Here is a 26,834-nt window from a genome sequence, read left to right on the forward strand (position 1 = left end):
GACTCAGTGAATCTGAGCGACGATTTGTGGGGCCGTCATTTTCGCTTGAAAATACTTGCGCCCATTCTCGCCCAACTCCCGACGGTGACTTTCCGACGCACACAATTTGGCAAGGTTTTCCTGAATACGCTCGAATTGTGTCGTGACCGAAGAATACCCCCCATGGATATCGTTTTCGAGAATTTCAGAGTAGTCAGTTGCAGCCTCCACTGCACCGAGAATAGGAAGCCCCGCGCGGAAGTAGTCAATTGACTTTGAAGGAAAGGTCGGCACGCTGACGGTTCCGGAGTTGAAAACAACGCCGATGTCGCACGCCGTTAAGAACGTGAGATATTCGTCGCGCGGAATTTTTCCCAGATACCGCACATTCGATAGTGCAGGTTCAGTCAAACGCGCCTTAAGATAGCCCTCCAGCGGCCCGCTTCCAGCGATCGCGAAGATCACTCCCGGGCAGCTTTCGGAAGATGCTTCCGCCAGCCTGAGTAAAAGTTCGATGCCCCGACCGGGAATCAGCTGACCGCCAAAAATCGCGACAACGGCGTCCTGAGGCAAGCCATAACGCCCGCGAATTTCCTTTCGATCACCCTCGCTAGCCAGTGCCTGCGGCCCCCACAGAGGAAGCACCTCCACCTGTCCTGCAAACGTGGGAGTCTCTTTCCAAAAGTAGGGAATGTTGGCCGGCGACATCACGCCGACCGTGTCGAACTGCTTGATCGCAAGCGTTTCCATGCACTTGGCGATCCTGAAGATTGGTCCAGCAGGAATGAGGCCGAGTTCATGGTGATACCTGGGAAAGAAATCCCACAGGACCATGTACTTCCGTTTCGGCTTGAGGCGTTTGAGCAAATGGCGTTGAACCCAGAATGCCGTTGACGCAGGAGAAAACCCCACAAAAAGATCGTAAGGCTCCACAGCCAGATGCTGATCGACATACGGAATCGCCGCGCGCGATGCCCAAAACCACTTATACATCTTCTGCAAACTCGCCGGCAATCTGCGCACCGCCGACAAGTCAATGGGAGTGTTAATCACGCGCACGTTTCCGTACATCGCAAGTACTTGCGAATGCGATTGCCCAGACCAGTCAACGCATACCACCGTAACATCGTGTTTGGCGCTCGCATAAGCTGCCGCCAAATCGTTGGTCAGCCACCCGTCTGACTCAACGGTGGAAAACTTGGTGCAGAGAATCAATACTCTCATCCGTTCCCTCAATCTTTCGCCAACCGGGAAAATCGGCGATTACATATATCGTTCGACTTGAAAACACATTGCCCCGGTGTCAACCGATAGAGCTGGCCTGCACATCTTCACCTATCACCGCCATCTTTAGCCTGAGACGGCTATACGTCCAGAGCATCAACACCAGCGTTAGCGTGGCGCTCACGCAATAGGCATAAATTGGCGCCATGATTCCGACGCGACCGACAAGTAGCCAGGTACCGACAAGCAGAACAATTGCCTGCAACAATTCCGAAGCGATCGCAATACGTCGCCAACCGCGCGCAAGGAATATGTAGGCAATGATTGAACCACATATCCGGATGAAGTCCCCCAAAACCTGCGGTAGGAACAGATCCGTCATTGGAAAAAACGATCGGCTGAAGAGCAGCTCGATGATGATATTGCGCAGCAGGTAAACGGAGATCAACATGACGACCGCTAGAGGGAGCAACGTCGAGAAAATCGAGCGAAGGATGCCATCGATCTGCTTGATCGATCGCGCAGCAGCGAACTTCGGCAGAATGAAACTCGTCAACACAACGCCCACGAACTGAAAGTACACATCGGATATCTTCAGCACGCCCTGCCAGTAGCCCACTTGGTCCCAGCCGAGTCTTTCCCCCAGCATATTTCGCATCGCCAACTGCGCCATAGGTACCGCCGCTGCCGACACAAGCATCACGCCTCCGTATGCGAGAAGCTCGCGCGCGCTTTCCCAATTCGGATTCCACTGAAGCTTGAGCCAGGGCACCGGCAGACGAATCCGTGCAAACAGCAGCGCCGACAGCCCGTTGATCGCCGGCATGGCAACCAATCCAAACGCTGCGCCGATAAAGCCGAACCCATAGAGCAGTGTCAGGAACACGGCTGCGCCGGCCAAGGCCCCCACGATATTCAGGGCGACCAAGGAGCGCACGTCCTGCCTGCTGCTAAATATCGATTGAACGACACTATAGATGCCAACAAGCCAATAACCGACAGCTAAAGCCCATATGACGACCATACTGCCAGCGTCGTCGAGCAAACTTCTGGCAAACGCGCGACTGCCGAACACGAGCACTATCGTCACGATGGACGAAACGGCCACGTAAATAACCATCGCGGATCCGAGCCGCTGCAGTTTAATGGCTTCGCTAACTGGTTCAGAGAGTTGTTTAGTGAGACCCAGCGCGGTGCCGCCACCAGCGAACATGCTGGCGATGGCGACCACTGTCATCATTTGCCCGAGCATGCCGAACGCTTGCGGGCCGAGATGCCACGCCATGCTTTTGACGATCAGCAACCCGACCAATATCCGCACCGCCGTGGAAATGGCAAAACCGGCACTTGATCTAAGAAGGGACAATTCGTGGCTCTATGGTCTGAAAATGCAAGAATGACATCGGACTTGCTGATTCCTTGGCGGCCCCCGATGCGAATATGTCCGCACTCGTCATTGTTTTTGAATGGCAGACCAGGAACGGCATGGGAGATGTCAGGTGAACTGAGCGACCTCGGCTCGCCTTCTCATTTGTGGGTTCAAATTTCTCATGTCATATCTTCGACACAACCGAGGAATCGCCATGCCTCAGCGCCGTGCAAAGAGAGTCGAATTATATTCGAACGGCCACGACGAATCGCGACCCGTGTGTAACAAATTGGAAGAGTGAAGCAAGCACCGCCTCGGTGACACGCCGATCAGAACGTGCCAACCGTCCCGGGCATCACGGACAACCGCCAACACTAAGCGGTGACGCACGAAGTTCAGCGAGCGTTAATCTCGGCAGACGGTCAGGTACGGGGTTTGAGTGATGAAACGCGCACGGTGGGCATGCGCCACCTCAATTCAGTTCAGCACTATCGACGGCCAGAAAGGAGATCCCATCCTCGCCGAAAAGATGTTTTGGTGGAGCGGAGGAGGATCGAACTCCCGACCTTCGCATTGCGAACGCGACGCTCTCCCAGCTGAGCTACCGCCCCACACGAAGCTCCGATTATAGCGATTTTTCTCAGCGCGGCGAGCAGCCGACAAAATTGCTCGGGATTGCTCGTCTGACGAGCAATCCCTGTGATTTCAAGGCGCTTCAGGCCGCGCCCAGATTGCCCTTCATCCCCTTGATGACGGGGTCTTTCGGAGATTTCGCAACAATCGTCTTCTGCGCCTTGAGATGACGGGCCACGACATCCCAGACCGGTTCCCCCTGCGCGCCTTCCGCGACCGGCGCCCAGCTGGCCACCTTGTAGGTCTTGCCCGCCTCGATGAGCTTGCCGTTCAGTCGCATTTCCGAAATCCGCTGCCCCATCGGTGCCATCGGATCGATGGTGTAGTCCATACCGCCCACGCGCACCATATCGCCGCCCTGCTGGTAATACGGGTCCGGATTGAACAGATTGTCCGCCACGTCTTCGAGCACCGTCTTGATCGTCTCGCCGGTCATGGGCGTAACGGTCGTGTACGGATAGGTAATCGCCGTCTGGTCGAGCAGTTGCTCCATGGTGATCGCCTGGCCCGGCAGCAGAGACGTCCCCCAGCGAAAGCCCGGCGAAAAGCCGATCTCGGCGTCCTTCTCGGCCATCACGGCGTCGAGCAGCAACTGGTCGAAGGTGCCGTTGAAGTTGCCCCGGCGGTACAGCGTGCCTTCGGTGATCGCCAGCGGCTCGGCCAGCTTCGCCGCGAACGGCGCGCGCACGCGCTCGATGAGCGCCTGCATCTGCGCGTCCGCCGGCAGCAGGTTCGCGAACACCGGCAGGAGCTTGTAACGGAAATCCACCGGCTTGCCGCCCTTCACGTCGAAGTCCAGCACCGCAAGGAATTTGCCGTTCGAGCCCGCATTGGTAACGAGTGTCTTGCCCCCGGCGTTGGCCACCACCACCGGCTTGGGCATGCCGTCATGCGTGTGGCCGCCGAGAATCGCGTCGATACCGCGCACGCGCGACGCCAGCTTCAGATCGACGTCCATGCCGTTGTGCGAGAGCACCACGACCACCTGCGCGCCCTTGCCGCGCACTTCGTCGACCATCGCCTGCAGACGCTCTTCCTGAATACCGAACGTCCAGTCCGGTACGAAGTAGCGCGGATTCGCGATCGGGGTGTACGGGAACGCCTGACCGATGATCGCCACCGGCACGCCGTTCATCGTCTTGATGGTGTACGGCGCGAACACCGGATCGCCGAAATCGTTCGTCTGCACATTCTGCGCGACAAAGTCGATCTTGCCCTTGAGCTGTTCTTCGACGACGGACTTCACGCGCTCCGCGCCGTAGGTGAATTCCCAATGCGCCGTCATGACGTCGACGCCGAGGGCCAGCGTGGCGTCGACCATGTCCTGGCCCTTCGTCCACATGGCGGTGCCCGAGCCTTGCCACGTATCGCCGCCGTCGAGCAGCAGGGCGCCGGGGCGCGACGCCTTCATGCGCTTGACCAGCGTCGCCAGATGCGCAAAGCCCCCGACCTTGCCGTACGTGCGCGCAGCGGCTGCGAAGTCCAGATAGGTGAAGGCGTAGGCGTCCTGCGTGCCGGGACGCAATCCGTAGGCCTTCAGGAAAGCGTCGCCCACGAGGTGCGGTGCCTTGTTGGCCTGCTCGCCAAGGCCCAGATTGACGCTCGGCTCACGGAAGTAAATCGGCAGCAACTGCGCGTGGCAGTCGGTGAAGTGCAGCAGATGCACGTTGCCGAACTTCGGCAGATCGTAGAACGCTGCGGCCGCCTTGGCGGCAGCGGTCTCGTGATGCGACAGCGCCATCCCGCCTGCGGCCGCCACTGCCAGTACTTGCATGAACTCGCGTCGATTCATCTCGTCTCCGTTGCATCTGCGGGGCGCGCGCGTCTCACCATGCGTCGCCGCCGTTGTTATTTCTGCGCGTTGTTTTTTGCGTTGGTCTTTTGTTGGTTGTGGCGTCGAATCGTTCGTCGGATCAGTTCACTTGCCAGCGTAATCCGCGAGCGCCGCCACGTCCTCGCCGAACATCTCGCCGACTTCCTTGCGCAAAACCTTGCCGTTGCGTCCGATCACATACAACTCCGGCAACCCCCGACGCTTGCCCAGCGCCGCCTGCCAGGCGGGCGTCTCCATCCCGGCGGGGAAGGTGTAGCCGTGCGCTTTGAGGTAGTCGACGGCATCTGCGGGCTTCTTGTCGATGGACAGCGTGACAATCTGAATCGGCTTGCCGCGCGTCGCCTCGTAGAGCTTCTGTAGGTGCGGATTCTGCTGCGCACAGAACGGACACCACGACGCCCAGTACTCGACGATGACCGTACGGTCCTTGAAGGCGCTGGCGGGCAGTGTCTTGCCGTCGAGCAACGTGAGCGACGGCAGCGTTACCGTGTCGCCGACTTCGACCGCTTGCGCAGGCGCACTTGCGAGCATCGCCACCATACTCAACACGATGGCCATTCCATTAGCGGCGCGTGCCACGCGTGCGCGCGCACGACCAGGCCTTTCAGACCGGGCGAAAGCGTCAGATTGGGAAGTCATGCGGCACTCCGGAAGCCGTCGGCGGAGGTTACCCCTCCGCCCGAACGGCAAAGGACAATCGCCTTATTGATTGACCGGCGAGGCCGGGTCGAGCAGCAGTGCCATCACATCCTTCAACTGCTTTTCCGTCAGGATGCCTGCCGCCCCGAAGCGCGGCATATTGGAGCAGGCCATGTAGCTGTGCGAGTCGTAGACCTTCGCCCACGTGTACTTGACCACTTCGGGCGAATCGCCGCGCAGCTTGCCGTAGTTGTAGAGCGACGGACCGATGTTGCCGAACGAGATCTCGCTCTTGGTCAGTTGATGGCAGGCGTAACAGTTGCCGCCATTGACGGTGTCGGCCTTGTCGGTGAACTGCATGCCGCGTCCGTTCTGGGCGACCTTCTCGCCTTCCTTCCAGTCGCCGAGGTACTTACCGTCCGCCGGCGCCTTGACGCTCGCCAGTTCGGCCTTTTGCAGACGTTCGGCGATCTTCGCGGGCATCGGCTTGGTCGCGTACAGCGTGCACAGCTTCTGCAATTCGCTCTGATCGATGCGATCGAGCTGCGCGATACCCGAGCCACGGAACGAGTCACGCAGTTCCTGTACGACGGCCGCGTCGGTGGTGCCCGTGACGCGCTTCACGCCCTCGTCCTGAGCGAAGGCCGCGCCGACGACGAGAGCCCCGGCCGCTGCCAGCGCGACACACGTCGCGCGCAATGCGAATGATTTCATGGGTGTGCCTCGCAATCGGTCAGCGCTTCAGGCCGGGGGCGTCCATCTTGCCGCCGTTGGCCATCACACCGAGGAAAGTAATCAGATCGATCGACGCCTGCGAACCGTAGTTCAGCTCGGGCATGCGCTGCTGTCGGAAGCAGTCGTACATGCGCCACTGAATCGTGCGCAGCGCGCCCTGCGAGACACGGTAACCCGGCCACGTCGCGAAGGCCTGACGTGCGGCCGCCGGTTTGGTCAGGTTCGGCAGATCCTGCAACCGGATGCGCTTGTCGTCTGCCCCGTGGCACGACGCGCACGAGAAGTCGTACGGACCGGCACGGTAATAGAAAATCTTCTGGCCGCGCGCGTAGGCTTCCTTCTCTTCCTTGTGCGACTGCGGCACGCGAATGAGTGCACCACGCGACTGTCCCGCCACGTAAGCGGTCAGCGCTTCGAGATCGGTCGGGTCCTGGCCTTCTTTGGAGAACGGTTGCTTGATGACGTCCGCACGCTTGAAACCTTGCAGATTCACCATGCATTCGACGATGCGCGACTCGCCGTCGAGTACGCGTTTCGCATCCGGGAAGTAGCGCGGCAGTTGCGCATAGGCGTCCTTCAGGACACCCGGGCCGAGCCCGAGGTCGCACTGTGCGAGCGACACGTTGTTCGGGCCGCGCGGCGTCTTCCAGAGTTCTTCCCCGCGCATTTCGATGAGTTCCGCCGGATTGCCGTCGGCGAGCATTTCGCGATATTGCGCGATGGCGTCGGCCGTCGAGTTGTCGGCGGCGAATACCGTGGCAACGGGCGCGCCGACGCCCGCGATGGCGAGCATGCCCCCCAGGACGGCACGGCGCAGCCATGCCGCCGATGTTGCGTCGCGTGGGGTGCTCACCCGTGCGCTATGTTGCGCCTCTAGCATCTGACTCTCCTCTTGTTGTGGGTTGTTCGGCGCACCACGGGCAGACACGAACCGCCTTCCCGCGAGCGCCACCGCACAGCTTCCCGGCATCGCCGCTCAGGCGACGGTCGCCTCGTCGGTACGCGAGTCGCCCTTGTTGTCGGTCCACGTCACCGCGACCTTGTCGCCCTTCTTGCCGCCCTTGAACTTGAACGACATGAACGGATCCTTCGACACGGCCGGACCCCATTCGGCCGTCAGCACCGTCTTGCCGTTGCAGGTGACCGTGACCGTCTGGATGAAGTGTGCGGGGACGATGTTACCGGAAGCGTCCTTGCGCTGGCCGGTTTCCATGATGTGGCTCATCAGCGCCTTCACTTCGACGACACCGCCGGCCTCGGTTGCGCGAATGCGCATCGGATTACCCATGTTGTGCTCCTCTAGCCTTATACGATGCGTCGCTCAACCGCCGCAGCCACCCAGCGTGACCTTGATTTCCTTCTCGGCCACGAGGTACTTGTTGTCTGCTTTGACCAGCGCGTAGACCTTCGACGTCTGGCCCATCTTCACGCGCGTAGTCACCGACGGCTCGGTGCCGTCGGGAATATCGAACGACGCGGCGAGCGTGTTCGGATTCTTCTCGATCAGGATGGCGATCGATTGCGTATTCGGGGCCTTGCTCGTGACTGCCACCGGCACGACGGCGCCGTTTTCGGCGATGTCGGGAGCCGTCAGCACGACAAGGTCGCTGGGGCTCGCGCTCGTGCCGCCGAGCGCCTTGACCGTATCGGCCACGCTCTTGGTGGCAAACGCCGCCTTGTTCCATTCCACCTGTGCCGCGCGGGCCTCCTCGGGCTTGATCAGCCCGGCGGCCACCGCCAGTCCCATTACCGCGGAAAACCGCAGCATGTCGCGTCGCTGTTGGTTCATCTCTGTGTGTTTCCTCTTTGAAGGCCGCCGGCGCACGTCTGAACGCTTCCTACGTGACGCCGGCCGCCGTTCGCTCGTCCGATGTTCCGGCGAGCCCCCTGCCCCTGACTTACTTCGCCGGGGCGCCGGCCAGAACCCAATCCACCAGGATCTTGGCGTCAGCATCCGACATGTTCGGGTGGGCCGGCATCGGGATCGGACCCCAGACACCCGAACCACCACTCTTCACCTTCTTGACCAGCTTGGCCACCGCATCCTTGTCGCCCTTGTACTTGGCAGCGACTTCCTGATACGACGGGCCCACGAGCTTCTTGTCGACCGCGTGGCAACCCATACAGGCGTTGGCTTGCGCGAGCTTGGTCGCAGCGGCGACGTCGACGCCTGCGTGAGCCAGCGTGGTACCGGCGAGCATGGCCGCAGCGATGAGCATCTTCTTCATTCTTACTCCTTCGGTTTGTGTTGGGGACGGGGTCCTGCGGCGACCTGAAGCTGCGAGGAGCGTCGGCGCATCCGTCGGACACCCTGCCCGCTCAATGTGCACCACGAAGAATCCAGTCGACCATCGTACGGATATCGGTCTCTGCAACCTGTGATTGCGGCGGCATAGGCATGCTGCCCCAATTACCGGCACCTCCGGCACGTATCTTCGCCACCAGTACTTCAGTCGCATTCGACTGCCCATGGTACTTGGCGACGACCTCCGAGAAGGCGGGCCCGATCTTCTTGTCGGTAACGCCGTGACAGGCCAGACAACCGTTCTTATCCGCAAGCGTTGCTGCCGGTGACGTCGCAGCGGCGGTTTGGGCCGGCGCGTCCGGACTCGCCATGCCGAGCGTGGCGAGAGCCGCGGTCCTGCGCACCGACGCATTTTGCGCGGCGGTGCCCGACAGCGGCGGCAGCTTCGTATCGACACCACGCACCGGGCCGATGACCCGGTTCTGCGCGGCCAGATCTCCATGTGCGTCGCGGGCGTACGCAGGGAGTGCGGACGTCACGATACCAGCCTCAGGGCAATCCTGCATACACGCCTTGTTATGGGTATCCGGTTTGTCGCCCACGCGCCACATGCCGTGCGCACGCGTCATGCCGAGGCGGTTGGGCATCAGTTTCTGCACGTCGCCGATGTTCTTGTCCGACAGCACGAAGTCCGTCGGCACGATCTCGCCGAGGTTCAGGATGTAGGCCGTCACCGCGTACACCTCGTCGGGCGTGAGCGAGCGCGGCGCGTTCCACGGCATGGCGCGACGGATGTAATCCCAAAGGGTGGAGACGGTATCGACCTTCATCAGCGTGGTGCGCACCGGCTGATTGTTCGCACGCAGCGAGGCGACGTGGCCTGTCCTGATGTCGTCGGCGGTCGTGCCGCCCACCAGTGGATTGAAGACCTCGTTGCTCTCACCGAACGTGCCGTGGCACGACGCGCAGCGCGCATCGAACAGCTTTTGCCCGTCGGCGACCGAACCTTGCCCCTTGGGGAGTCCCTTGAAATCGGGACGCACGTCGATGTCCCACGCACCGAGTTCGGCGGGTGTGGCGTCACGTCCGATGCCGCCCGGGGCCTTGGTAGGGGTTGTGGGGGAGGCGGGCGTTGCAGACGCCGACTGCGACACCTGCGTTGCCTTCGCGGCTTGCGCGGGCGTTGCGAACCACGTGGCAACGGTCAATCCCGCGACGGCCAGCGCACCGGCCCAGAGCGCGGCCACTGCGGTGGATTGCGCGCGACGGCGTAGCGCTCTCATGGACGCGCGCTTCGGCATGCGCTCAGTCGACGTGAACATTGGTCACCTCCCCGTTCGCTGCCACTTGCCACGTCTGGATCGCATTGTTGTGATAGATCGATTTGGTGCCGCGCACTTCGCGCAGTTGTCGGTAGCGCGGCTGCACGAAGCCGGTCTCGTCGACGGCACGGCTTTGGAGCAAGGCGGGCGAGCCGTCCCACTGCCAGTCGAAGTTAAAACGTGTGAGGCATTTCGGAAGCACCGGCGATTCGAGCCGCGCGGCGCGCCAGGACTTGCCGCCATCGGTGGAGACGTCCACGCGCTTGATCCGTCCTCTGCCCGACCATGCGAGGCCCGTCACATTGAAGTAGCCCCGGTCGAGCAGCGCCTGTCCGCCCGAGGGCGACGTGATGACGGATTTGCACTCCTGAATCGACGTGTATTGACGGTGCTGGCCGTCCGGCATCAGATCGACGTAGTGGCTCGTTTCATCCTTGGTATTCCACGGCGCGTCGCCGACCTTGATGCGACGCAGCCATTTCACCCACGACACGCCCTGCACGCCCGGTACCACCAGACGCAGCGGATAGCCGTTCTCCGGGCGCAGCATCTCGCCGTTCATCCCCCAGGCGACGAGCACATCCGAGAGCGCCGCCTCCATGGAGATCGTACGGGTCATACCGGAGCCGTCGCCGCCTTCGGCGAGCACAAACTGCCCCTTCTTCGTGTCGGCACCCACGTCGTCGAGCAATACGGACAGCGGCACGCCGGTGAACTCGCAGCACGACAGCATGCCGTGCGTGTACTGGACGGTCGGCACGGCGGCATTGCCCCACTCCATGCCGGTGTTCGCCCCGCATTCGATGAAGTGCATGCGCGAGACGGACGGCAGACGCATGATGTCGTCCATCGTGTACACCTTCGCTTCGCGCACGAGGCCGTGCACCATCAGCCGGTGCTGCGTCGGATCGATCTCCTGCCAGCCCTGGTGATGACGCTCGAAATGCAGGCCGCTGGGGGTGATGATGCCGAACAGGCCCTGAAGCGGCGTGAAGGCGACCGAAGCCTGTGCCGTCTGCGTGAGCCCCGGCGACTGACGCCGTTGCAAGTTCGCCTCGAACTTCGACGGCATGCCATAGGGACGTGCCGCGACTGCCTGGCCGAGCGACGTGGCCCATGGGCGCGGTTCGAGAATCATCGGATCACCGGCCCCCGGCACGCCGTTGGCCGCGTCGGCGGCAAACGCTGCGCCGCCCGCGAGTGCCGCGCCTGCGGCGAGGAAACTGCGTTGCAGAAAGCCGCGTCGCGAGGGGTTCAACCCGTCGCGCGTGACGTCGGCAGCGAACGTGCCGTCGATGAAATTCTCCGGAGCCCGGCGCAAACGGCCGGCTCGCGATTTGTCATCGCTTGTTTTGCTCACCCCTGTCTCCTCGCGTTTTGTGGCGTCCGCCAGCATCGCGAGGACACTGACGGGTTACAGCTTATGTATTAGTTCGCGCGTGGCATGAAACCATCGACGGCACGCTCCGGCAGCGCTTCCTCCTCGATTCGGCCGGCCACCTGCACGCACACGGCGCGACAGATCTCGACCACCCCGGTATCCGCAATCGTGTAGTACACCTGGTTCCCGTCGCGACGCCGCGAGAGCACCCCCGCCTGATACATCGCACCGAGATGCCGGGACACGTTGGTCTGCGACGACCCCACTTCCGTCACCACCTCGTTTACCGAGCGCTCGCCTCCGCACAGCGCGTGCAGAATCTTCAGCCGCGTCGGCTCGGACAGCAGGCTGAAGTAGTGCGACACCTTTTCGAATACGCGATCGAGTTCTTCCATGACGGTCAGTCTTCAAGTTCGTGCGAAGGCACATAGAATTTCGTATATGCCTACATACGCATATACGGATAATCAAAATAACGGGCAAAGGAAGCAAGCTGCACTGCAACATGTCGCACGCCGATCTATTGGCGGTGCGACGATCGGCGGCGTCCGAAAATGCGAAGTTTCCGTGTATACCGCTGGATATAGCGCACGGCGCTGCAATCGACTGCGAGACGCACGTCGTCAGCGGCGTCGGTAGACGCGTCGGAACACACGGAGTCGAAGGGAGCGTCGGCATCAGGGAAAAACCTGATAAGAAAATGAATGAGGGACGGCACAAACAACCGGGGCGACGCACATGCAGCTATCGCACGAGCGTCGCCCCGCAGCATGCTACCGGACCCGGCGGTCCCCCGCTTACTCGAACTGATACGACCAGTTGGCGTTGAAGCGCAGCGGACGGTTCGGTGAGTTGGTCGGCGCGTCCGCCATCGGCTTGGCGACCGACAGGTCGAGCGTGTAGTACTTGCTGTCGGAAACACGCACGCCGAGGCCCACGGACGCCAGTTGGTTGTGGAACAGCTGACCGGCGTTCAGATAGACGCGGGCGGTGTCGAGCAACAGATACGGCTGAATCGTCTTCAGATACCGGAAATCGGTGCGGAACATGCGGTTCAGCTCGATCGATGCGCCCCAGCCCTTGTCCGCCGCGATTTCGCCCGCCGGATAGCCCAGACCGTAGCGCTGACCGCCGAAGGTGGCCTGCTCGGACGTCGGCAGCGTGTTGCTGCTGTACTGCGCGCCTGCCGAGACGACCACGCCGAACTCCCACGGCAACACCACCCCTTGCTTGGCGTCGAGGTTGAAACGCCAGAAGGCGAGATCGTACGGCCCGAGAATCTGCTGGATGCCTGCGGGCTGTGTCGTGTACGACTGGCTCGCGCCCATCCCATTGAAGCCCTTGAACACGCCCAGCGTGGCGCTGCGCGTTTGCTTCTCGGTCACTTCGTTGTACGCCAGTTGCACCTGACCGGCGCGAACGTTCGTCTGCGAGTTGATGTTGTTCGGCGAGTTCGGCACTTCGTAACGGTCGCGCGAGTTCACGCCGTACATGCCTCCGCTGACCGTCAGGCTGCGCTGGTTATTGAGCAGGATCGGGTACGACAGGCTCACCGCAACGCGCTTGGTGTCGAGGTGCCGTGTGAGACCGGCGAGCGCCTGATCGTCCGGCTGGCCGCGATAGTGCGACGCGTCGAGGCGCGCCTGAAGCCCGTTCGAGCCCAGCGGCTGCACGTACGACGCCGCGTAAAACTCTTCGTCGTTGTGTCCCTTCGGGGCGATGGCCGTCAACTGGATCTGTTCGCCCAGCGGCGTGAGCGCGTTGCTCGTGACGGTGAAAACGCCGCGAATGCCCGGGTTGTTATACGAGAGCGATGTGCCCAGCGCGACGGGCTGACGCTGCACGTCCAGCGACAGCTCGGTCGCGCCATCGGTCTGCGTGGGCGGCTGCACGTCGGCCTTGATCTTCATGCCGGGCACGAGTGTGAGCAGATTCAGGTACCGCTCGAACGTCGCGCGCTTGAGCGGGCGCTCCGCCTCGATGTGCGCGGCGATGTCGCGCAGCCGCTGCTCCGACGGCCCCGGCGTGCCGCTGATCTTCGTGCTGGAGATATACCCTTCGACGATGGTCACGCGCACGAATCCGTCGTTGAAATCCTGCGCGGGGACGAAGGCGAACGACAGCAGGTAGCCCGCGTCCTGATACATCTTCGTGACCTGATTGGCCTTTTCGACGAGATCGCCGATGGTGACTTCCTTCCCGGCCATCGGTGAAAACAACGCCGCGATCTGGTCGAACGGCAACGACTTCACGCCTTCGATACCGAAACGCTGAGGGGTGATCTTGCGCGCGAGCAACGACTTGAGCGCGTCTTCCTGCGACGGTGGCTGAATGTGGATCGTCGCCGGGGCCGCCTTGGGCGCTTCGATCTTCGGCAGACTCTGCATCGGATCGCCGCGCACCGGACTGGCGTCGGCCCAGGCGTATTGAGTGCCGAGCAGACTCAGGACGCAAAGCGATAGGGCGACGAACTGGGCAATGCGTGCGGCACTTCGGTGTGCGGAATTGCGGTGTACGACATGACGATTGCGAACAGACGTGACCGAGCCCCCACGCGCGACGCGTGACGCAAGACGGGACTCTCCCTGGCGATACGCCATCCCTATGCGCCCCAAAACGCTTATTTTTTCGTGGAGCCAGTGTAACCGCGAGGGGTAAGGCCCCGTCAACGAGGGAAACCGGGGGATTGCAGCGCGCCGACAACACGTGCGTCGGGCGAGTCGTAGGGACGTAGGTTGCGCCGCTTAGAGACTCTCCTCCAAACGCGATACGACGGCGTCGAACGGCACCCAAACCCGCATGAACGCGGCGTCAGGCCAGCATGTCCGCCCAGATGCCCTGCGCCCATGCGAGTCCCAGCGCGAATTCCTCTCGCGTGGCCCGTGGCGACGCCCCGCCCGTGCCCTGCACCGGCATCATGGTGTGCTGCACCGCGTCATAGCGATGCACGCTGGCGACGTGCATCGCTTCGGTGGACGAAACGAACGTATAGCAGGTGTTGCTGTAGAGCGGTTCGGGATTGACCGCACGGCCGGACAGCGTCGCAACGATGGCCGCCGCGCAGACCTTGCCGTGCTGGTTGGCCATGTGACCCGACTTGGGCATTTGCGGCGCAATCTGGATGGCGTCGCCGAGGATATGGATGTCGGGCTGCGCAGTGGAAGCAAAGGTCAGAAAGTCGACGTCGCACCAGCGGCCGTTGGCCGTCGCCAGTCCGCTTTGCACAGCGATGTCGCCCGCGCGCATCGGGGGAATGACGTTCAGCACGTCGGCGCGGATTTCCTCGCCCAATTCGAAGCGCGCGAGCGGCGTCTTGCCGTCGGCGACGACCTCCGTGCAGTTGAACTGCGGGTGATACTCGACCATGCCTGCGAATTGCGTGCGCCAGACGTCGTGAAACTGCTCCGCCTCGGCCAGCACCGCGTCGTTGGCGTCGAAGATCAGGACTTTGGCGCGCGGATTGTGCTGCCTCAGCCACGCCGCCGCCTGGCACGCGCGTTCGTACGGGGCGGGCGGGCAGCGGAACGGCGCTTCGGGAATCGTGATCGCGAACGTGCCGCCCTCGGGCATGGCGTTGAGCCGCGCGTGCAGCGTGGCGCTCTCGCGGGCGTCCGTCCAGCCGACGGGAAGCGCCTCGCGCATCGCGGCGTCGTTCAGACCGGCGATGGCGTCGCGACGCAGCGACACGCCGGGCGCGACGATCAGCTTGTCGTAGGCGAGGCTCGCGCCGTCGTCCAGCTTGACCTGCTTGCGCGCTGCGTCGATGGCGGTGGCGCGCGTGCGTCGCCAGGTCACGCCGTGCCGCGATACGAGCCGGTCGTACGGCACCGTGAGGTCACTCACGCGCAGGTTGCCACCGACGACGAGATTCGATAGCGGCGACGAAACGAAGGCGGGATTCGGTTCCACCAGCGTGACGTCGATCGTGTTGCCGGAAAGCACGCGCAGCGCCTTGGCCGCCGTAGCACCGCCAAACCCGCCGCCGACGACGACCACGCGGGCACGGCCTTTGACAGGCGTCGGCCAAAGTGGCGCAGCGAATGCGGGGGAAGGCATGGACATGCCGACCGTCCCGGCGAACGCGGCCGTCGAACTCAGGCCGAGAAGGAATTGGCGGCGATGCATGCGCGGGCGGCCTATCGAGATGATGGGGACGAGGGAGAAGGTTTGGGCTGCGCAGCGAAGTACGCAGCGATGCGCTGCAATTCGTCCTCGCGATAGCCCTTGAGCAGTTGCGGCATCAGCGTCGCGAGACGCTTTCCGTCACGCATCGATCGGAGCGAGTCCATCAACGCTGCCGCCGGACGTCCCTCCAGCACGGACAGCGTCGCCTTCCCTGCGCTGACCGGGGCCGACGCATTGTGGCAAGTCATACAAGCCATCGCCCAATCGCGCGCTTGCCAATCGGGCGAGGCGTTGCCCGACGCGGCAAACCCGAGGCTTGCCGTCAAAACGAACGCCGCCGCCATCGTCCGACTCGCCTTGCGGCAAAGGGGACGAGGGCGGCGGCGTGTGTCCGGGCAATGCCCGGTAAGCATGCGCAAGGAGAAGCTCCGCAGCGCTGCGTCGATCAGTTGCCGGTCTTGGTCGACGGCCCCGGCTTGACGGGTCCTTCGCTGATCGGCGCGGGCGACGAGAGCGGCTTGGCCGTCACGGTGTCGTTGCCGATGGGCGTGGTCGTGACCGTCGCCGCATTGGGGTCCTCGGCCTGCGCCGGGGCCGGGTTCTTCTCGGCTTCGGTCGACAGGCGCTGCGCCTCTTCCGGCTTCACGTACTCATACAGCTTGACGACCTTCTGCACGCCGTCGATGCGGCTCGCCACGTTCGCGCCGATGGCGCCCTCTTGCTGCGACACCAGCCCCATCAGATAGACGTCGCCACGCTCCGTCACGACCTTGAAGACATTCGCCGAGATTTCCTTCGTGTTGATCAGGTTCGCCTTGACCTTGCTGGTGATCCACGCGTCGTTCGAGCGCGAGCCGAACGAACTCTTCGGCCCGATGGCCAGTTCGTCGACGATGCCGCGCACGTTGCTGATCTGCTTGACGATGTTCACGGCAGCTTGCTTGGTCGCGTCGTTGGGCACTTCGCCGGTGAGCAGCACGCGACGGTTGAAGACGGTCACGTTCACATGCACGGCGTCGTCGGTCAGCGTATTGGCGATGTTGGCTTCGGCCTTGACCTGAATCTCGCGGTCTTCCGTCTGCGCGCCGACCGAGCGACGGTCGGTGGCAACGAGTGCACCTGTCGCGGCGCCGCCGAGGATGATGGGGGCGCAACCGGCCAGGGTTGCCGTAATCAGGGCTGCCGCAATCAGCGGCTTGATCAAACTTTGAACGCTTTGGACGCGTCGGAAACTCATCGGGCTTTCTCCTTCCAGGATGTTCGGACGGGACGGCCCCCGCCGCGCCCGGTCGGCACCGCTCGCCCCCGCGACCCGGTGCCCGTCACATGATCTTGACGCCTTAAGATGACAATAGGTTCACTCGTCGCCAAGCAGCATCGAGTCGATCAGGTCGCACAGGCAGTGAATCGTGAGCAGGTGTACTTCCTGAATACGGGCCGTGCGCTGAGCCGGCACGCAGATGTGCACGTCCAGTTCCCCCAGCACGTCGTTGGTCTTGCCGCCGCCCTTGCCCGTGAGCGCGATCACGTGCATGCCGCGCTCGTGCGCGGCCTCGATCGCCTTGAGCACGTTGCCGGAGTTGCCCGACGTGGTGATGGCCAGCAGTACGTCGCCTTCCTGGCCGAGCGCGCGGACCTGCTTGGAGAAGATGACGTCGAAGTTGTAGTCGTTGCCGACGGCCGTCAGGATCGACGAGTCCGTGGTCAGGGCGATAGCCGGCAATTCGGGGCGTTCGCGCTCGAAACGGCCGACGAGTTCGGCGGCGAAGTGCTGGCAATCGGCAGCCGAGCCACCGTTACCGCACGCGAGAATCTTGTTGCCGTTGGCGAGGGCCTCGACCATGACGTCCGCAGCGGCGGCGATATGGTGGGCCAGTTCGTCGCGCGCGGCCAGCTTGGTCTCGACGCTATCCGTGAAGTGTTGCTGAATTCGTTCGATCGACATGGTCGTTTGCCAGGGTGTCGCAAAAGCTGCCAGCCTTGCGTGGGCTGGCGTGCAGATGCCGTCAGTATTGAAGAGCGGCAATTTCGCAAGTGTAACAGGGCCAGCGGGCAAGGGTTCGGGCACGGCGTTGCTCAGAGATCGTCCGTGCGGAAGGCGTCGGGCAGCCAGTGCACCACGGGCGGACGCCCGTCGAACGTCACCACATCGAACCGGCATCGCGCCGCCGGACGCCGCAACAGGTAGTGCCGGGCGGCCAGTGTCAGACGGCGCCGTTTCGCGCGCGTGATGCTTTGCGCCGCGCCCCCGAAGTCGCCTCGCGCACGGGCGCGCACCTCGACGAATACCAGCACGCCGGTTTGATCCCGCATAATGAGGTCGATTTCGCCGCCCCGACACTGATAATTACGGGCGACGAGCCGCCAGCCGCGCCGCTCCAACAGCGCCTGCGCGTGCCCCTCGAACGAAACTCCTAGCTGATTCGACATGGTTGTTCCGATGTTTTCCGTGACCGGCCAAGCCGGCACTGTCCGAATTCCGATGCACGTCATGCCCCGCATGCCGGTGCCCACGCGTAGCGGAGACCGATGCGATGGATGAGCGTCTGATGTCGCTGGCCGAAGGTCAGCACTACCCCGCAGGCACCCTGTATGTCGTGGCCACCCCATTGGGCAACACGGCCGACATCACGGTGCGGGCGCTGCACATCCTCGGCATGGTCGACGCGATCGCCTGTGAAGATACGCGCAACAGCGCGTTGTTGTTGCAGCGTTACGGTATCGATAAGCCGCTGATTGCGGCCCATCAACACAACGAAAACGAAGCGGCGACGCGACTCGTGGAACGCTTGCGCGGCGGCGAGCGGATTGCCTACATTTCGGACGCAGGCACACCGGGCATCTCCGATCCAGGGGCACGTCTGGTCGATGCTGTGCGCGCGGCGGGCCTCGGCGTGGTGCCGGTGCCGGGCGCGAGCGCGGTGATCACGCTGCTGTCGGCCGCGGGTGCGTGGGTGGAGACGTTCACGTTCGTGGGCTTCCTGCCGTCGAAGTCGCAGCAACGCGCTCAGGCGATTGCCGCCCTCTCCGGGTCGACGGCGGCGCAGGTGTTTTACGAAGCACCGCACCGGATCGTGGAGACCGTCGCGGCGCTGGCCGAGGGGCTGGGCGGCGAGCGTCGCCTGCTGATCGGACGCGAATTGACCAAGCGCTTCGAGGACATTCACGAGTGCGCGCTGAGCGAAGGTGTGGCGTGGCTGAAGGCGGACGCGAACCGTCAGCGCGGCGAATTCGTGCTGGCGGTCTCAGGTGCGGCGGCCAGCGAGAGCGACGATGGGGTGGATGCCGAGGCGCAGCGCGTCCTCGCGTTGCTGGTCGCGGAATTGCCGACAAAGAGCGCCGCCAAGCTCGCAGCCGCGATTACGGGCGCACCGAAGAACGCGCTGTACGAGCGGGCGCTGGCGCTGAAAAACGGCTGATCGCGTGGTGTCCGGTCGCCGCATTCATGTGCGCGAAAAATCGGAAATCTCTGGTGGGATTCTCGGCCATCTCCCAAAGCCGAGCATCGACAAACGACCTATGATGGGCTCGTTCTCAGGGTCTCGGCCAATTCGCGCAAGCGGATAGGCCGCCTCCCCCCGGGCCTGATGAGACATGACATGAAAATCATCCTTGCCAGCGCATCGATCGGAATCAGCGAATTGAAATCAAACCCCAGCGCCGCCATCAACCGGGCCACCGGCCCCGTCGCCATCCTGAATCGCAACACGCCAGTGGCGTATCTCATTCCCGCCGCGGATTGGGAAACGATTTGCGAACGCCTGGACGAAGCCGACCTCGCCGACATCATCCGTTCACGCGCCGGCGAAACGCCGGTGAGTACGAAGCTTGACGACTTATGACCTGCAATTTCTCCCCTCTGCCCTCAACCTTAAGGTCTACCGCAGCGCCAGTGAGCGATTGACATAGGTATGCAAACGCCCTCAGCCGAAGCGAGGGCGTTTGCATGCGCGGCTAGCCCTTGAGCAGATCTCTGACGAGCGGGCCGTAGAACTCATGCGTCAACGCCCGCAGGACAACCGGGCCAGCTTCGCGAATCGCATCGGCGTCGTCTTCCATGCCGGTGTGCTTCAGGTGCATCTTCACCCGCTGCTCGAATGCCTCTGCATCGGCCGTGATGTCGGTCAACGCGTCCTCTGCGTTGGCGAATGCTTCCGGATACTTGTTTTTGATGGCCTGCTGCATCGGTCCCGAGTTCGACAGGTAGGCGTCGAACTGCGTCTTCTCTTCGCTCAGCACACGCGCCTTCGCGGCCACCAGATCCGCCTCCGTCACGCCCGAGATCGCGAAATAACGCATGTCGGTCGCATCGGTCGGCAACGACAGCGGACCGCGCAATTTCACCTGATACGCCAGATATACGTCGATTTCATCGCCGCCGCCCATCGCCCTGAACTTCTCTCGCGCAACCTGTTCGAGCACCTCAAGGTCGAAAAGGCCGCGCATGGTCTCGCGCAGCAACTTCGGATCGTCGTTGTACACGCCGTTTGCGACATCGGAAGTCAACAACACCTGCTTCATCTGGCCATAGGCGTGCGTGACGCGATCTTCACACGATGCGGTCGCGCATAAGCTGACAGGGAACGTATCGTCGCGCAGCGCTTTGTCGGCCTCCAACCGCTCCAGCCATTTCCGCACCCGCGCACGGAACGCCGGTTCGTTGAAATTCACCGTGCGGCGCAACCGATCGAGAAATGCGGAAAAGTCCTTTGCGTTCGTCTCCTGCGCGAAAGCCTCCCAAACCTTCCGATGTGCGTCCTGCGTCAGCGCAGGGAACCAGTCGAACACGGCATCGGCAAGCGGGCGCGCCGCCAGATCCGCAAGCGGATTTCCCATCGAGAAGTAGATGCGCGCGTCGTTATTGATTTGCACACGCGCGGCCCACTGCGTAATACGCTCCTCGGGAATCGGATTCTCTTCCAGGTAAACGTTGAGCCGCCGCGCGAAGAGGTTTTCCGCCGGGTTTTCGCCACGCCAGCCTGCCACCGACGCGGGGATGCTGGTGAACTGGTTTCGGTCCAGATTCAGCGTCTGCAAATTCGGCGCGTGCGGCAAACCGCTGAGCGTGGCGATGCGGTTGTTGCGCACATTGAGCGTTCGCAGCGTGTTCATGCGATGTTCGGACGTCACCGGAAATCGCGTCAGATCGTTGCCCGCAAGGTTCAGGTTCACGAGGTGGGGCAATTCAAGCGGCAGCTCGATCTCCTGAAGTCGTGGGTTGTTCAGGATTTCGATCACCTGGACATTCGCCAGCGTACTGACGGCGCCCGGTGGCGCGGACTCCACGACCACGGAGCGCAGCGCGGAATTGCCATCCATGCCCAGATGGCGAATCCCGTGGCAGCCATAGGGTATGCGGATGGTGTGCGCATCCGTCGCATCGATGACGACGGTGGTCGCGCGCCTGCCGACCGGCACGCTGAAGTCACGCGGCACACGAGCGCCTTTGACGATGAACGACTGGAGCTTCGGCAGTTCCACAGGCAGCGTGAGATCGATGGGACCGGTGATGCGCAGCGTTCTCAGGTGTGGCATCACTGCTGGCAGTTCCAGACGGCCCGCTTCCGAGGCATGGACGGACAGACTGCCGATATTGCGCGGTATGCGATTCGGTCCGAACAGCGCCAACACATCTTCCGGCTGTACCAGATCAAACGACCACGCGGGTGGCACGCCCTCGAGAATGCGCGCCAGTGCGATCTGCTTGACCTGATCGGTCGTCAACTTCCGCCTGAGCGGGTCGTACGTTGTGAACTTCGCCAGATATTCGCGAGCCATCCGTTGGGTCGGGAAGATCCCGGCATCGACCAGCATCTTCGATGCCGGATTGCGGGTATCGACAGGCGTTCGCAGAAACTGACCAAGCTCGATGGGCGTAGCGCCGGACAGCAACCGCCGTTGCGCAACCCACTCGCGTGCGTCCCCGTCGATTTGCATCGTCGAGAAGTCGAACCGACTCAGGTAATCGCGGACCGCAAGGTCGTGCGCAAATGCGCCGCATGCAACGAGCATCTGCTCCGCCGTCATCCCTTCGCTCCTGAGCACGGATATCGCCTCCGTATCCCGGAGGTACGGATAAGCCCACTCCGGTGTACGTGTGAGCGCCATACGGTCGTTGGCCAAACGCGCGCGCTGAGACGCGTCGAGCGCCTCGAAAGAGGACAGATATCGGTCCGCCGCCTCGGGACTGTCGAAGACCCCCTTGGCTGCGAGCACTTCCTCGGGAACAAACATGCCGTCGACGGTCCTCGCATACTTCGCGGCCCACATCGGGCGCTCTCGCCTGGACAATGCCAGATCGAACCAGTCCCACATGGCGGCATTCGGAAATTCGAACTGATCCCGATTCAGCCGCAATGACGGATCGACGACGCCGACCGATTTCCCCCATACCTCGACCGGCGTCTGCCCCATGATGCCGAAGACTTGCCCACGCTCGGACGCACGAACATAGCGGCGCGCCCAGCCCGGAACTTGCAGGCCGCCATGCATTTCCTGCACGAGCGCGAGGCGTCGCGAACCCTCCACCCCCGGCGGGAAGACGAAGGCGTTCAGAAAAACGCGTGCATCGCGGGCGGACATCCCGAGGTCGAGCAGATAATTGATGGGGTCGACAATCCGGGGACGTTTGGCCGACGTCGGCGCGCCACCGAGCAGTCCGCCGTCGTCCCACCGCCAGCGGCCGTTGCCAAACACGACCGGCACGCCCGACGCCTTCCCGCGCTGCGGGTCACGCACACGCACGGTCGACCATGCATTGTCGGAGAACACTTCGAAAACGCGACCGCGATCCTCGATGTAGTGGCGTCCCTCGTGCTCGTAACGCACGCCGCCACTCACGCTACCGGCACGGATCGGCGTCGGTCGGGCGGCCCCGATATCGATACCGTGACGCGCCAACGTATCGCGCAGATGCCCCGCACGATCGAACGCCGCACGCTGGCCTTTGACCTGACCCAGCACCTCGCTCACTTCCTCAGCGTTGGCGAAGTGTGTCTTCCCCGCCCACTTGAGCAGACGCCCCGGATTCGCGATGCGTAGCGCCGGACCGATATCGAGCGCATCCGCCCACAAAAACGCCACGTCGAGTAGCGCAGTGTTCAGGTCGCCCCGGCGCGTGTTCGACATTGCGCTCTCGATATCGATACCGGCGAGCACCGCCGTATCGAGTCCGCACAGCAGAAGGCCAGCACCGCCCGTCGTCGCGACGCATAGCGGCATCGCCGCATATCGAAGCCCCTTAACCACCTCGCCCCAGATCACTTCCGCATGGCTTGTGGTGCTTTCCTGCGCGTTGGAGATGCGATCCAGCAGGCGTCGGTCACTCAAGCTTGCGAAATCGGTCAGCGCCTGCGTCTTCACGCGCGAAGCATCGACGCCCTGGCCGTGTTTTAACGCGGCGTCGATCACGGCGCGATCCTTGCGGAGCGCACGCTCGCGTAAGTCGTCGTCGTACGGCGACTGATGCATGACCTCGCGATACTCGTCCAGCGGGAGCCATTCGGTGCCGTATGGACCCTGCGGCAAGCACACGAAATCGCGGCGCAGCGCTTCGCCTGCCGTATCGCCCGACGAACGCTTGCGCAGCGTGAACACCAGCAGCCCCGGGATGCGGCGATCGTCGATAGACAATTCGCTGATGAACGTATCCCCGCTCGCGACTTGCTGAGGCAAACCATCGACAAGCGCAGTCATCCACGAGGCATCCTGCTGCCCGATACGACCGTTCGCGATCTCCTGGGAGAGGGTCACCTGCAATTGCGTACGAATCGCAGCTTGCGTCAGTCGACGAAACGTCTGCGACTCGGCGTCGGTCGATGCCAACCAGTCTCGCAGATGCTTGATGAACGCGTCGCCCGCATAGGTGGCGCGCAGGTTGCTCTCGAGACTCTGCTTATACGCTGGTGTGCTCAAGCGCGCGGCGACCTCCGCATCCCCTGCCGAAATCTGCGCGTCGCGCTGGAAGTTGTTTGTGCTCGCAAGCACCTCGTCGCCGTGCGCGCGATAGCCTTCGAGCACCCAATCCGTCACCGTCATGTTGCGCCCGTTGAAGTCGATGAAAACCCGGTCCGCGTCGATTTCACCGAGATCGGACGGCCCTTCAGCGCACAGCCCACGCGTGAGCTTGGCGCTCTCCATGCGACGCGTAAATTCGCGCAGCGGCGGGAGATATTCATCCTCGTAGGCCTTGAAGTGACGCTCAAGCGCAGCGGCATCAACCAGTTGCGACGTCAGCCCCGGCGCTTTCGCCAGCGGCTCGAGCTGTTGGGTATGCAGTTCCAGTTGTCGTTGCGCCCACGCTTGCATGCGCACCGTCAGACGCTCTCCCTCGTACGCCTCGAACCGGAGGTACTCGGGCTTCCAGTTCGCCGGATTTTCGGCTTGTGTTCTGAAAAACTTGCGCAACGCGGTGCGATCGCGCGGCGCGGCCGATTCGAGCGCGACCTGCGGCAGCAAGCGCAGCGCGTCGTCACCGCCGGTCGTGACCGTCGCCGGGTTCATCTCACCGGCCAGCGCGTGGCGCATGCGCGCCACGTCGAGGTACTGAAACAGCTCCTGCCGACTGTTGAATACCGACCACGTCTTTTCAATGGGACGGTACAACACGACACAGCTATTCGGATCGGAGTCCGGACCCTGCTTGTCGGTGAAGACCAGCCATGGGACCAGTGCAATCTCCGTCATGCCCGGGGGTGCGAGACGCAATTCCCCGACGCTGACGTCCGGCGCATCGCTCATCGCCTTTTGCATCAGATCCAGCGCGCGAATCCACGCGTCTCTGCCTCCCGTAAGATGCCCTTTGAGCTTGGCTTCCAGAATATCGCGATGAAGTTCGCTTTCCAGGAACGCAGCGAGGGGGATCTTCAGCGCCGGAATGTTCGACGTCATCGATATCAGGCGCGCTTGCGGCGACGTGCGGCACTCACTGGCACCGAGCAATTCGCGCATGCGTCTGGTCTGGTCCGCTGACGCGGGCACACCGTCGATGAAGCCTTCGAACTTCTGCGGATCGCGTAGCGCATCCCCCGCAAGACACGCTTCGATGAGGGTTTGGCGCGCGGTGACAGGCGTCGGAATACCGGGGATGGTGACGGGATACGTGACCGACCATGCGGCGGGTAAGGCGTCGAGCCCCAGGTTCGCGAACGCGGCGTATATGCCATCGAGCGGTTGCGCGTCGTTGATGGCTTTCGAGAAGCTGTCGAAGCGATCGTTAGCCTTTTGCACCGCGTGCACCCAGAGCTTCTGCTCCGACTCGGGTGCCCTTGATAGCCAGTCCAGCGCCGGATCGGTGCGCCAATGGGCAGGCAGTGCGCCGAAAAGCAGTTTCTCGTCGTTTGCCGACGCCGATTGCTGGTGCTGAGCGACGGCGTCGACGATCTCGACGACGCGCGCCTTTGTCGCCCGATCTTCCGCTTCCTCGCTGCGCTGTTGTTCCAGCTTCTGCGCGGCACTGCTCGCATCGACGTCGCGACGCAATCGCCGGTGCGGCAGACCCTCGGCGTCGACATCGTCCGGTACATCGAATTCAGCGAAATCGTTGGCGTCACCGAGACCGTCGACACCATCGATGAAGTTCGGCCGGTCGAAGTCGTTCGCGTACACCGAAGCGACATCGTTGAAATCCTGACGCAGCACGACCGTCACACTCGCGATCACTTGCGCCGCGTGAGGGTCGGGCTCACCGCGCAGGATGGCTGCGATGGCGTCGAGCGTCGAACCCCACGTCCCGTTCTCGTTCGCGTGAACGCTGCTGGCAAGCGTGTCGACCAGCGCGCGCTGCAGCGACGTGGGCGAAAGCGTAGCCCGACCGGCCTGCGACGCCGGTGACGGTTGCGCGACCGATAGGCCGCGACTGCGCAACCATTCGAAGCCTGCGTAGCCGGTATAGAGAGAGGCGCTTCCCAACGTCGTCTTCAATGCCCCTGCGATCCACGCCCGGACGGGGCTCTGCGGCCCCTCTATGACCCTCACTGCACCTTCGATGTCGGCGCTCGCGTGGATCGGTCTTCCATCGCGGAACTCCGTGAGCGGCGTGCCTTGTTCCACATCGGCGGATCGGGAGTCGGGTGAATCCGGCGCGAATATCGACGCGACGAACGCGCCGATCGGGCGACCGATATGACCTAACGCGCGCGAAATCGACTGCAATGCACCGCCATGGCGAGGGGCCGAAGACGTGGCCATCACGAGTGGCTCGACACCCACGAGTATCCCGCTACCGATTTCGTTGCACCCCCGTGGGTCACTCACTGAGACAAAGCGGTGCGGCTCCGGAAGGGTTGGGGGCTCGAACGGCGCTAGCCCGACGTGTTGTCTGTGTTGCGCGGTGCGCTCGCTTTTCGTCAGATGCCAGACGTCGATGGCTTGCTTTAACTCGCGCAATTCGCGGCGCAGCACATCGCGTTTCGCCGGGTTGTGCTCGCTCAGCAACGCTTGCCGAAGCGTGATCGCTTGTGCCTGACGCGCCAATTGGCGGCTTTGTGTGCCAGCTTTGATGTTGTCCTGCTGTTGGCGCAGCGCGTCGCGTTTGCCTCGCAGTACGTCCTGCGCAGCGTTTGCCTGCCACTCGCGCAGCGCGACTTCGGCGCGTCCGGCGTCCATGCCTCGGGTGTCGTTGTTCTCGATCCATGCGCGCGCATCCCGTTGTTCGACTGCCCCGCGCTCAGCCCGGGCCGCACTCACCGGCAGCGGATCGACCGGCGTCGGGCGAAAACCGCCGTAGAGCTGTGTCAACAATTCTCGCGTCGCGGTCGCCAGCGGCTTTTCCACACCGATTTTGCCCGGATCGAATTGCCTGGCGTTCTCCGCTTCCTGCGAGCCGACCCAGTAGCCCACGGGCAGCATTCGCAGGACTTCGTCGGGGTTGCGCTGCGGCGCCAGATTCAGCGCCTGTCGCAGATGGAAAACCACTTTGCCGAAGTCGAGTAACCGGTGCGCATCGAGTCGCTCGACGTCTTTAAGCCACGAAGCGAGTGCCGGTGACGACAATTCGGGAAAGATGGCGTGCAGGAGTGCGGCCTGCGATCGGTTGTCACGACACACGCCTGAGAGTTTTTCGATGTCGGCGTCTGCGACCCCCGCCTCGCGCATCTCCGTGACGACTTCCTGAAAGGCCGCCTCCCGCGCAACTAGGTTTGTCGGCCCCCATTTGAGCAACGCCGAGAACGCACCACCCAGCGCCAACCCGACACCAAGAATCGGTGCACCGCCGGTCGCAAGACCGGCTGCCGCACCCAGGACCGCGAAGCATGACAGCACGTCGCGCTTCATAGTGGGCCAGGGGTCGTGACCGCCGATCGCAAGTGAATACGCCCCGTCGTCGGAAGGTGTCGCAACGACCGGCG

At 62.9% G+C, this 26,834-nt stretch carries 21 protein-coding genes and 1 tRNA gene; 2 read left to right on the forward strand and 20 right to left on the reverse strand.

What is annotated here, in order from left to right; all coding sequences use genetic code 11:
* Positions 1–3 precede the first annotated feature (3 nt).
* The 19 genes from MB84_RS23770 to MB84_RS23860 all read right to left on the reverse strand — a co-directional run bounded on the left by MB84_RS23770 (position 4) and on the right by MB84_RS23860 (position 17,979).
* A complete protein-coding gene (locus MB84_RS23770; protein ID WP_046290124.1) occupies positions 4–1,203 on the reverse strand; it encodes a glycosyltransferase family 4 protein in 1,200 nt (399 codons plus the stop codon).
* 79 nt (positions 1,204–1,282) lie between these two features.
* Positions 1,283–2,569: an O-antigen translocase gene (locus MB84_RS23775; RefSeq protein ID WP_052652734.1), complete on the reverse strand. Its 1,287-nt coding sequence runs from the start codon at positions 2,567–2,569 to the stop codon at positions 1,283–1,285.
* 538 nt (positions 2,570–3,107) lie between these two features.
* Positions 3,108–3,183 (reverse strand) — tRNA-Ala (locus tag MB84_RS23780).
* A gap of 104 nt (positions 3,184–3,287) precedes the next feature.
* Positions 3,288–4,997: a thiosulfohydrolase SoxB gene (gene soxB / locus MB84_RS23785; RefSeq protein ID WP_046290125.1), complete on the reverse strand. Its 1,710-nt coding sequence runs from the start codon at positions 4,995–4,997 to the stop codon at positions 3,288–3,290.
* Positions 4,998–5,123: 126 nt separating this feature from the next.
* Positions 5,124–5,597 carry a TlpA family protein disulfide reductase gene (locus MB84_RS23790; RefSeq protein ID WP_046290126.1) on the reverse strand — a complete coding sequence of 158 codons (474 nt, stop codon included), beginning with the start codon at positions 5,595–5,597 and terminating at the stop codon, positions 5,124–5,126.
* A gap of 144 nt (positions 5,598–5,741) precedes the next feature.
* Positions 5,742–6,392 carry a sulfur oxidation c-type cytochrome SoxX gene (gene soxX / locus MB84_RS23795; protein WP_046290127.1) on the reverse strand — a complete coding sequence of 217 codons (651 nt, stop codon included), beginning with the start codon at positions 6,390–6,392 and terminating at the stop codon, positions 5,742–5,744.
* 19 nt (positions 6,393–6,411) lie between these two features.
* Positions 6,412–7,293 (reverse strand): sulfur oxidation c-type cytochrome SoxA, encoded by an 882-nt coding sequence (gene soxA / locus MB84_RS23800; protein ID WP_245725444.1) that lies wholly within the window; start codon positions 7,291–7,293, stop codon positions 6,412–6,414.
* A gap of 96 nt (positions 7,294–7,389) precedes the next feature.
* Positions 7,390–7,701 (reverse strand): thiosulfate oxidation carrier complex protein SoxZ, encoded by a 312-nt coding sequence (soxZ, locus tag MB84_RS23805; protein ID WP_044457410.1) that lies wholly within the window; start codon positions 7,699–7,701, stop codon positions 7,390–7,392.
* Between the two features lie 33 nt (positions 7,702–7,734).
* The gene (soxY, locus tag MB84_RS23810) at positions 7,735–8,202 is read right to left on the reverse strand and encodes a thiosulfate oxidation carrier protein SoxY (RefSeq protein ID WP_039393898.1); all 468 of its coding nucleotides are present in this window, start codon (positions 8,200–8,202) and stop codon (positions 7,735–7,737) included.
* 109 nt (positions 8,203–8,311) lie between these two features.
* Positions 8,312–8,641 (reverse strand): c-type cytochrome, encoded by a 330-nt coding sequence (locus tag MB84_RS23815; protein ID WP_046290128.1) that lies wholly within the window; start codon positions 8,639–8,641, stop codon positions 8,312–8,314.
* A gap of 91 nt (positions 8,642–8,732) precedes the next feature.
* Complete coding sequence (locus tag MB84_RS23820) at positions 8,733–9,980, reverse strand: c-type cytochrome (protein ID WP_052652736.1); 1,248 nt, start codon at positions 9,978–9,980, stop codon at positions 8,733–8,735.
* Positions 9,964–11,376, reverse strand: a complete 1,413-nt coding sequence (gene soxC, locus MB84_RS23825) for a sulfite dehydrogenase (protein ID WP_046290129.1) — start codon at positions 11,374–11,376, stop codon at positions 9,964–9,966. The genes MB84_RS23820 and soxC overlap by 17 nt, the downstream gene beginning before the upstream one ends.
* Positions 11,377–11,408: 32 nt before the next feature.
* Positions 11,409–11,756 (reverse strand): ArsR/SmtB family transcription factor, encoded by a 348-nt coding sequence (locus tag MB84_RS23830; RefSeq protein ID WP_046290130.1) that lies wholly within the window; start codon positions 11,754–11,756, stop codon positions 11,409–11,411.
* A gap of 402 nt (positions 11,757–12,158) precedes the next feature.
* On the reverse strand, positions 12,159–13,961 hold the full coding sequence (locus MB84_RS23835) for a ShlB/FhaC/HecB family hemolysin secretion/activation protein (RefSeq protein ID WP_052652738.1): 1,803 nt from the start codon (positions 13,959–13,961) through the stop codon (positions 12,159–12,161).
* Between the two features lie 211 nt (positions 13,962–14,172).
* The gene (locus MB84_RS23840) at positions 14,173–15,486 is read right to left on the reverse strand and encodes an NAD(P)/FAD-dependent oxidoreductase (RefSeq protein ID WP_052652740.1); all 1,314 of its coding nucleotides are present in this window, start codon (positions 15,484–15,486) and stop codon (positions 14,173–14,175) included.
* Positions 15,487–15,497: 11 nt separating this feature from the next.
* On the reverse strand, positions 15,498–15,812 hold the full coding sequence (locus tag MB84_RS23845) for a c-type cytochrome (RefSeq protein ID WP_157122832.1): 315 nt from the start codon (positions 15,810–15,812) through the stop codon (positions 15,498–15,500).
* 119 nt (positions 15,813–15,931) lie between these two features.
* Complete coding sequence (locus MB84_RS23850; protein WP_046290132.1) at positions 15,932–16,723, reverse strand: BON domain-containing protein; 792 nt, start codon at positions 16,721–16,723, stop codon at positions 15,932–15,934.
* 120 nt (positions 16,724–16,843) lie between these two features.
* Positions 16,844–17,431: a phosphoheptose isomerase gene (locus tag MB84_RS23855; RefSeq protein WP_039393910.1), complete on the reverse strand. Its 588-nt coding sequence runs from the start codon at positions 17,429–17,431 to the stop codon at positions 16,844–16,846.
* A gap of 131 nt (positions 17,432–17,562) precedes the next feature.
* Positions 17,563–17,979: a YraN family protein gene (locus MB84_RS23860; protein WP_245725446.1), complete on the reverse strand. Its 417-nt coding sequence runs from the start codon at positions 17,977–17,979 to the stop codon at positions 17,563–17,565.
* A 41-nt stretch (positions 17,980–18,020) separates the two neighbouring features.
* Between MB84_RS23860 and rsmI the strand changes: the two genes are divergently transcribed.
* Entirely contained in the window at positions 18,021–18,905 is an 885-nt protein-coding gene (gene rsmI / locus MB84_RS23865; protein WP_046290134.1) for a 16S rRNA (cytidine(1402)-2'-O)-methyltransferase, read from the forward strand.
* A gap of 180 nt (positions 18,906–19,085) precedes the next feature.
* On the forward strand, positions 19,086–19,328 hold the full coding sequence (locus MB84_RS23870; protein ID WP_046290135.1) for a type II toxin-antitoxin system Phd/YefM family antitoxin: 243 nt from the start codon (positions 19,086–19,088) through the stop codon (positions 19,326–19,328).
* Between the two features lie 112 nt (positions 19,329–19,440).
* Here MB84_RS23870 and MB84_RS23875 read toward each other — a convergent pair whose 3' ends face one another.
* Entirely contained in the window at positions 19,441–26,760 is a 7,320-nt protein-coding gene (locus MB84_RS23875; protein ID WP_046290136.1) for an NEL-type E3 ubiquitin ligase domain-containing protein, read from the reverse strand.
* Between the last annotated feature and the right edge of the window lie 74 nt (positions 26,761–26,834).

Origin of the sequence: Pandoraea oxalativorans, from assembly GCF_000972785.3 — a bacterium.
In the GTDB taxonomy this organism is placed as follows: Bacteria; Pseudomonadota; Gammaproteobacteria; order Burkholderiales; family Burkholderiaceae; genus Pandoraea; species Pandoraea oxalativorans.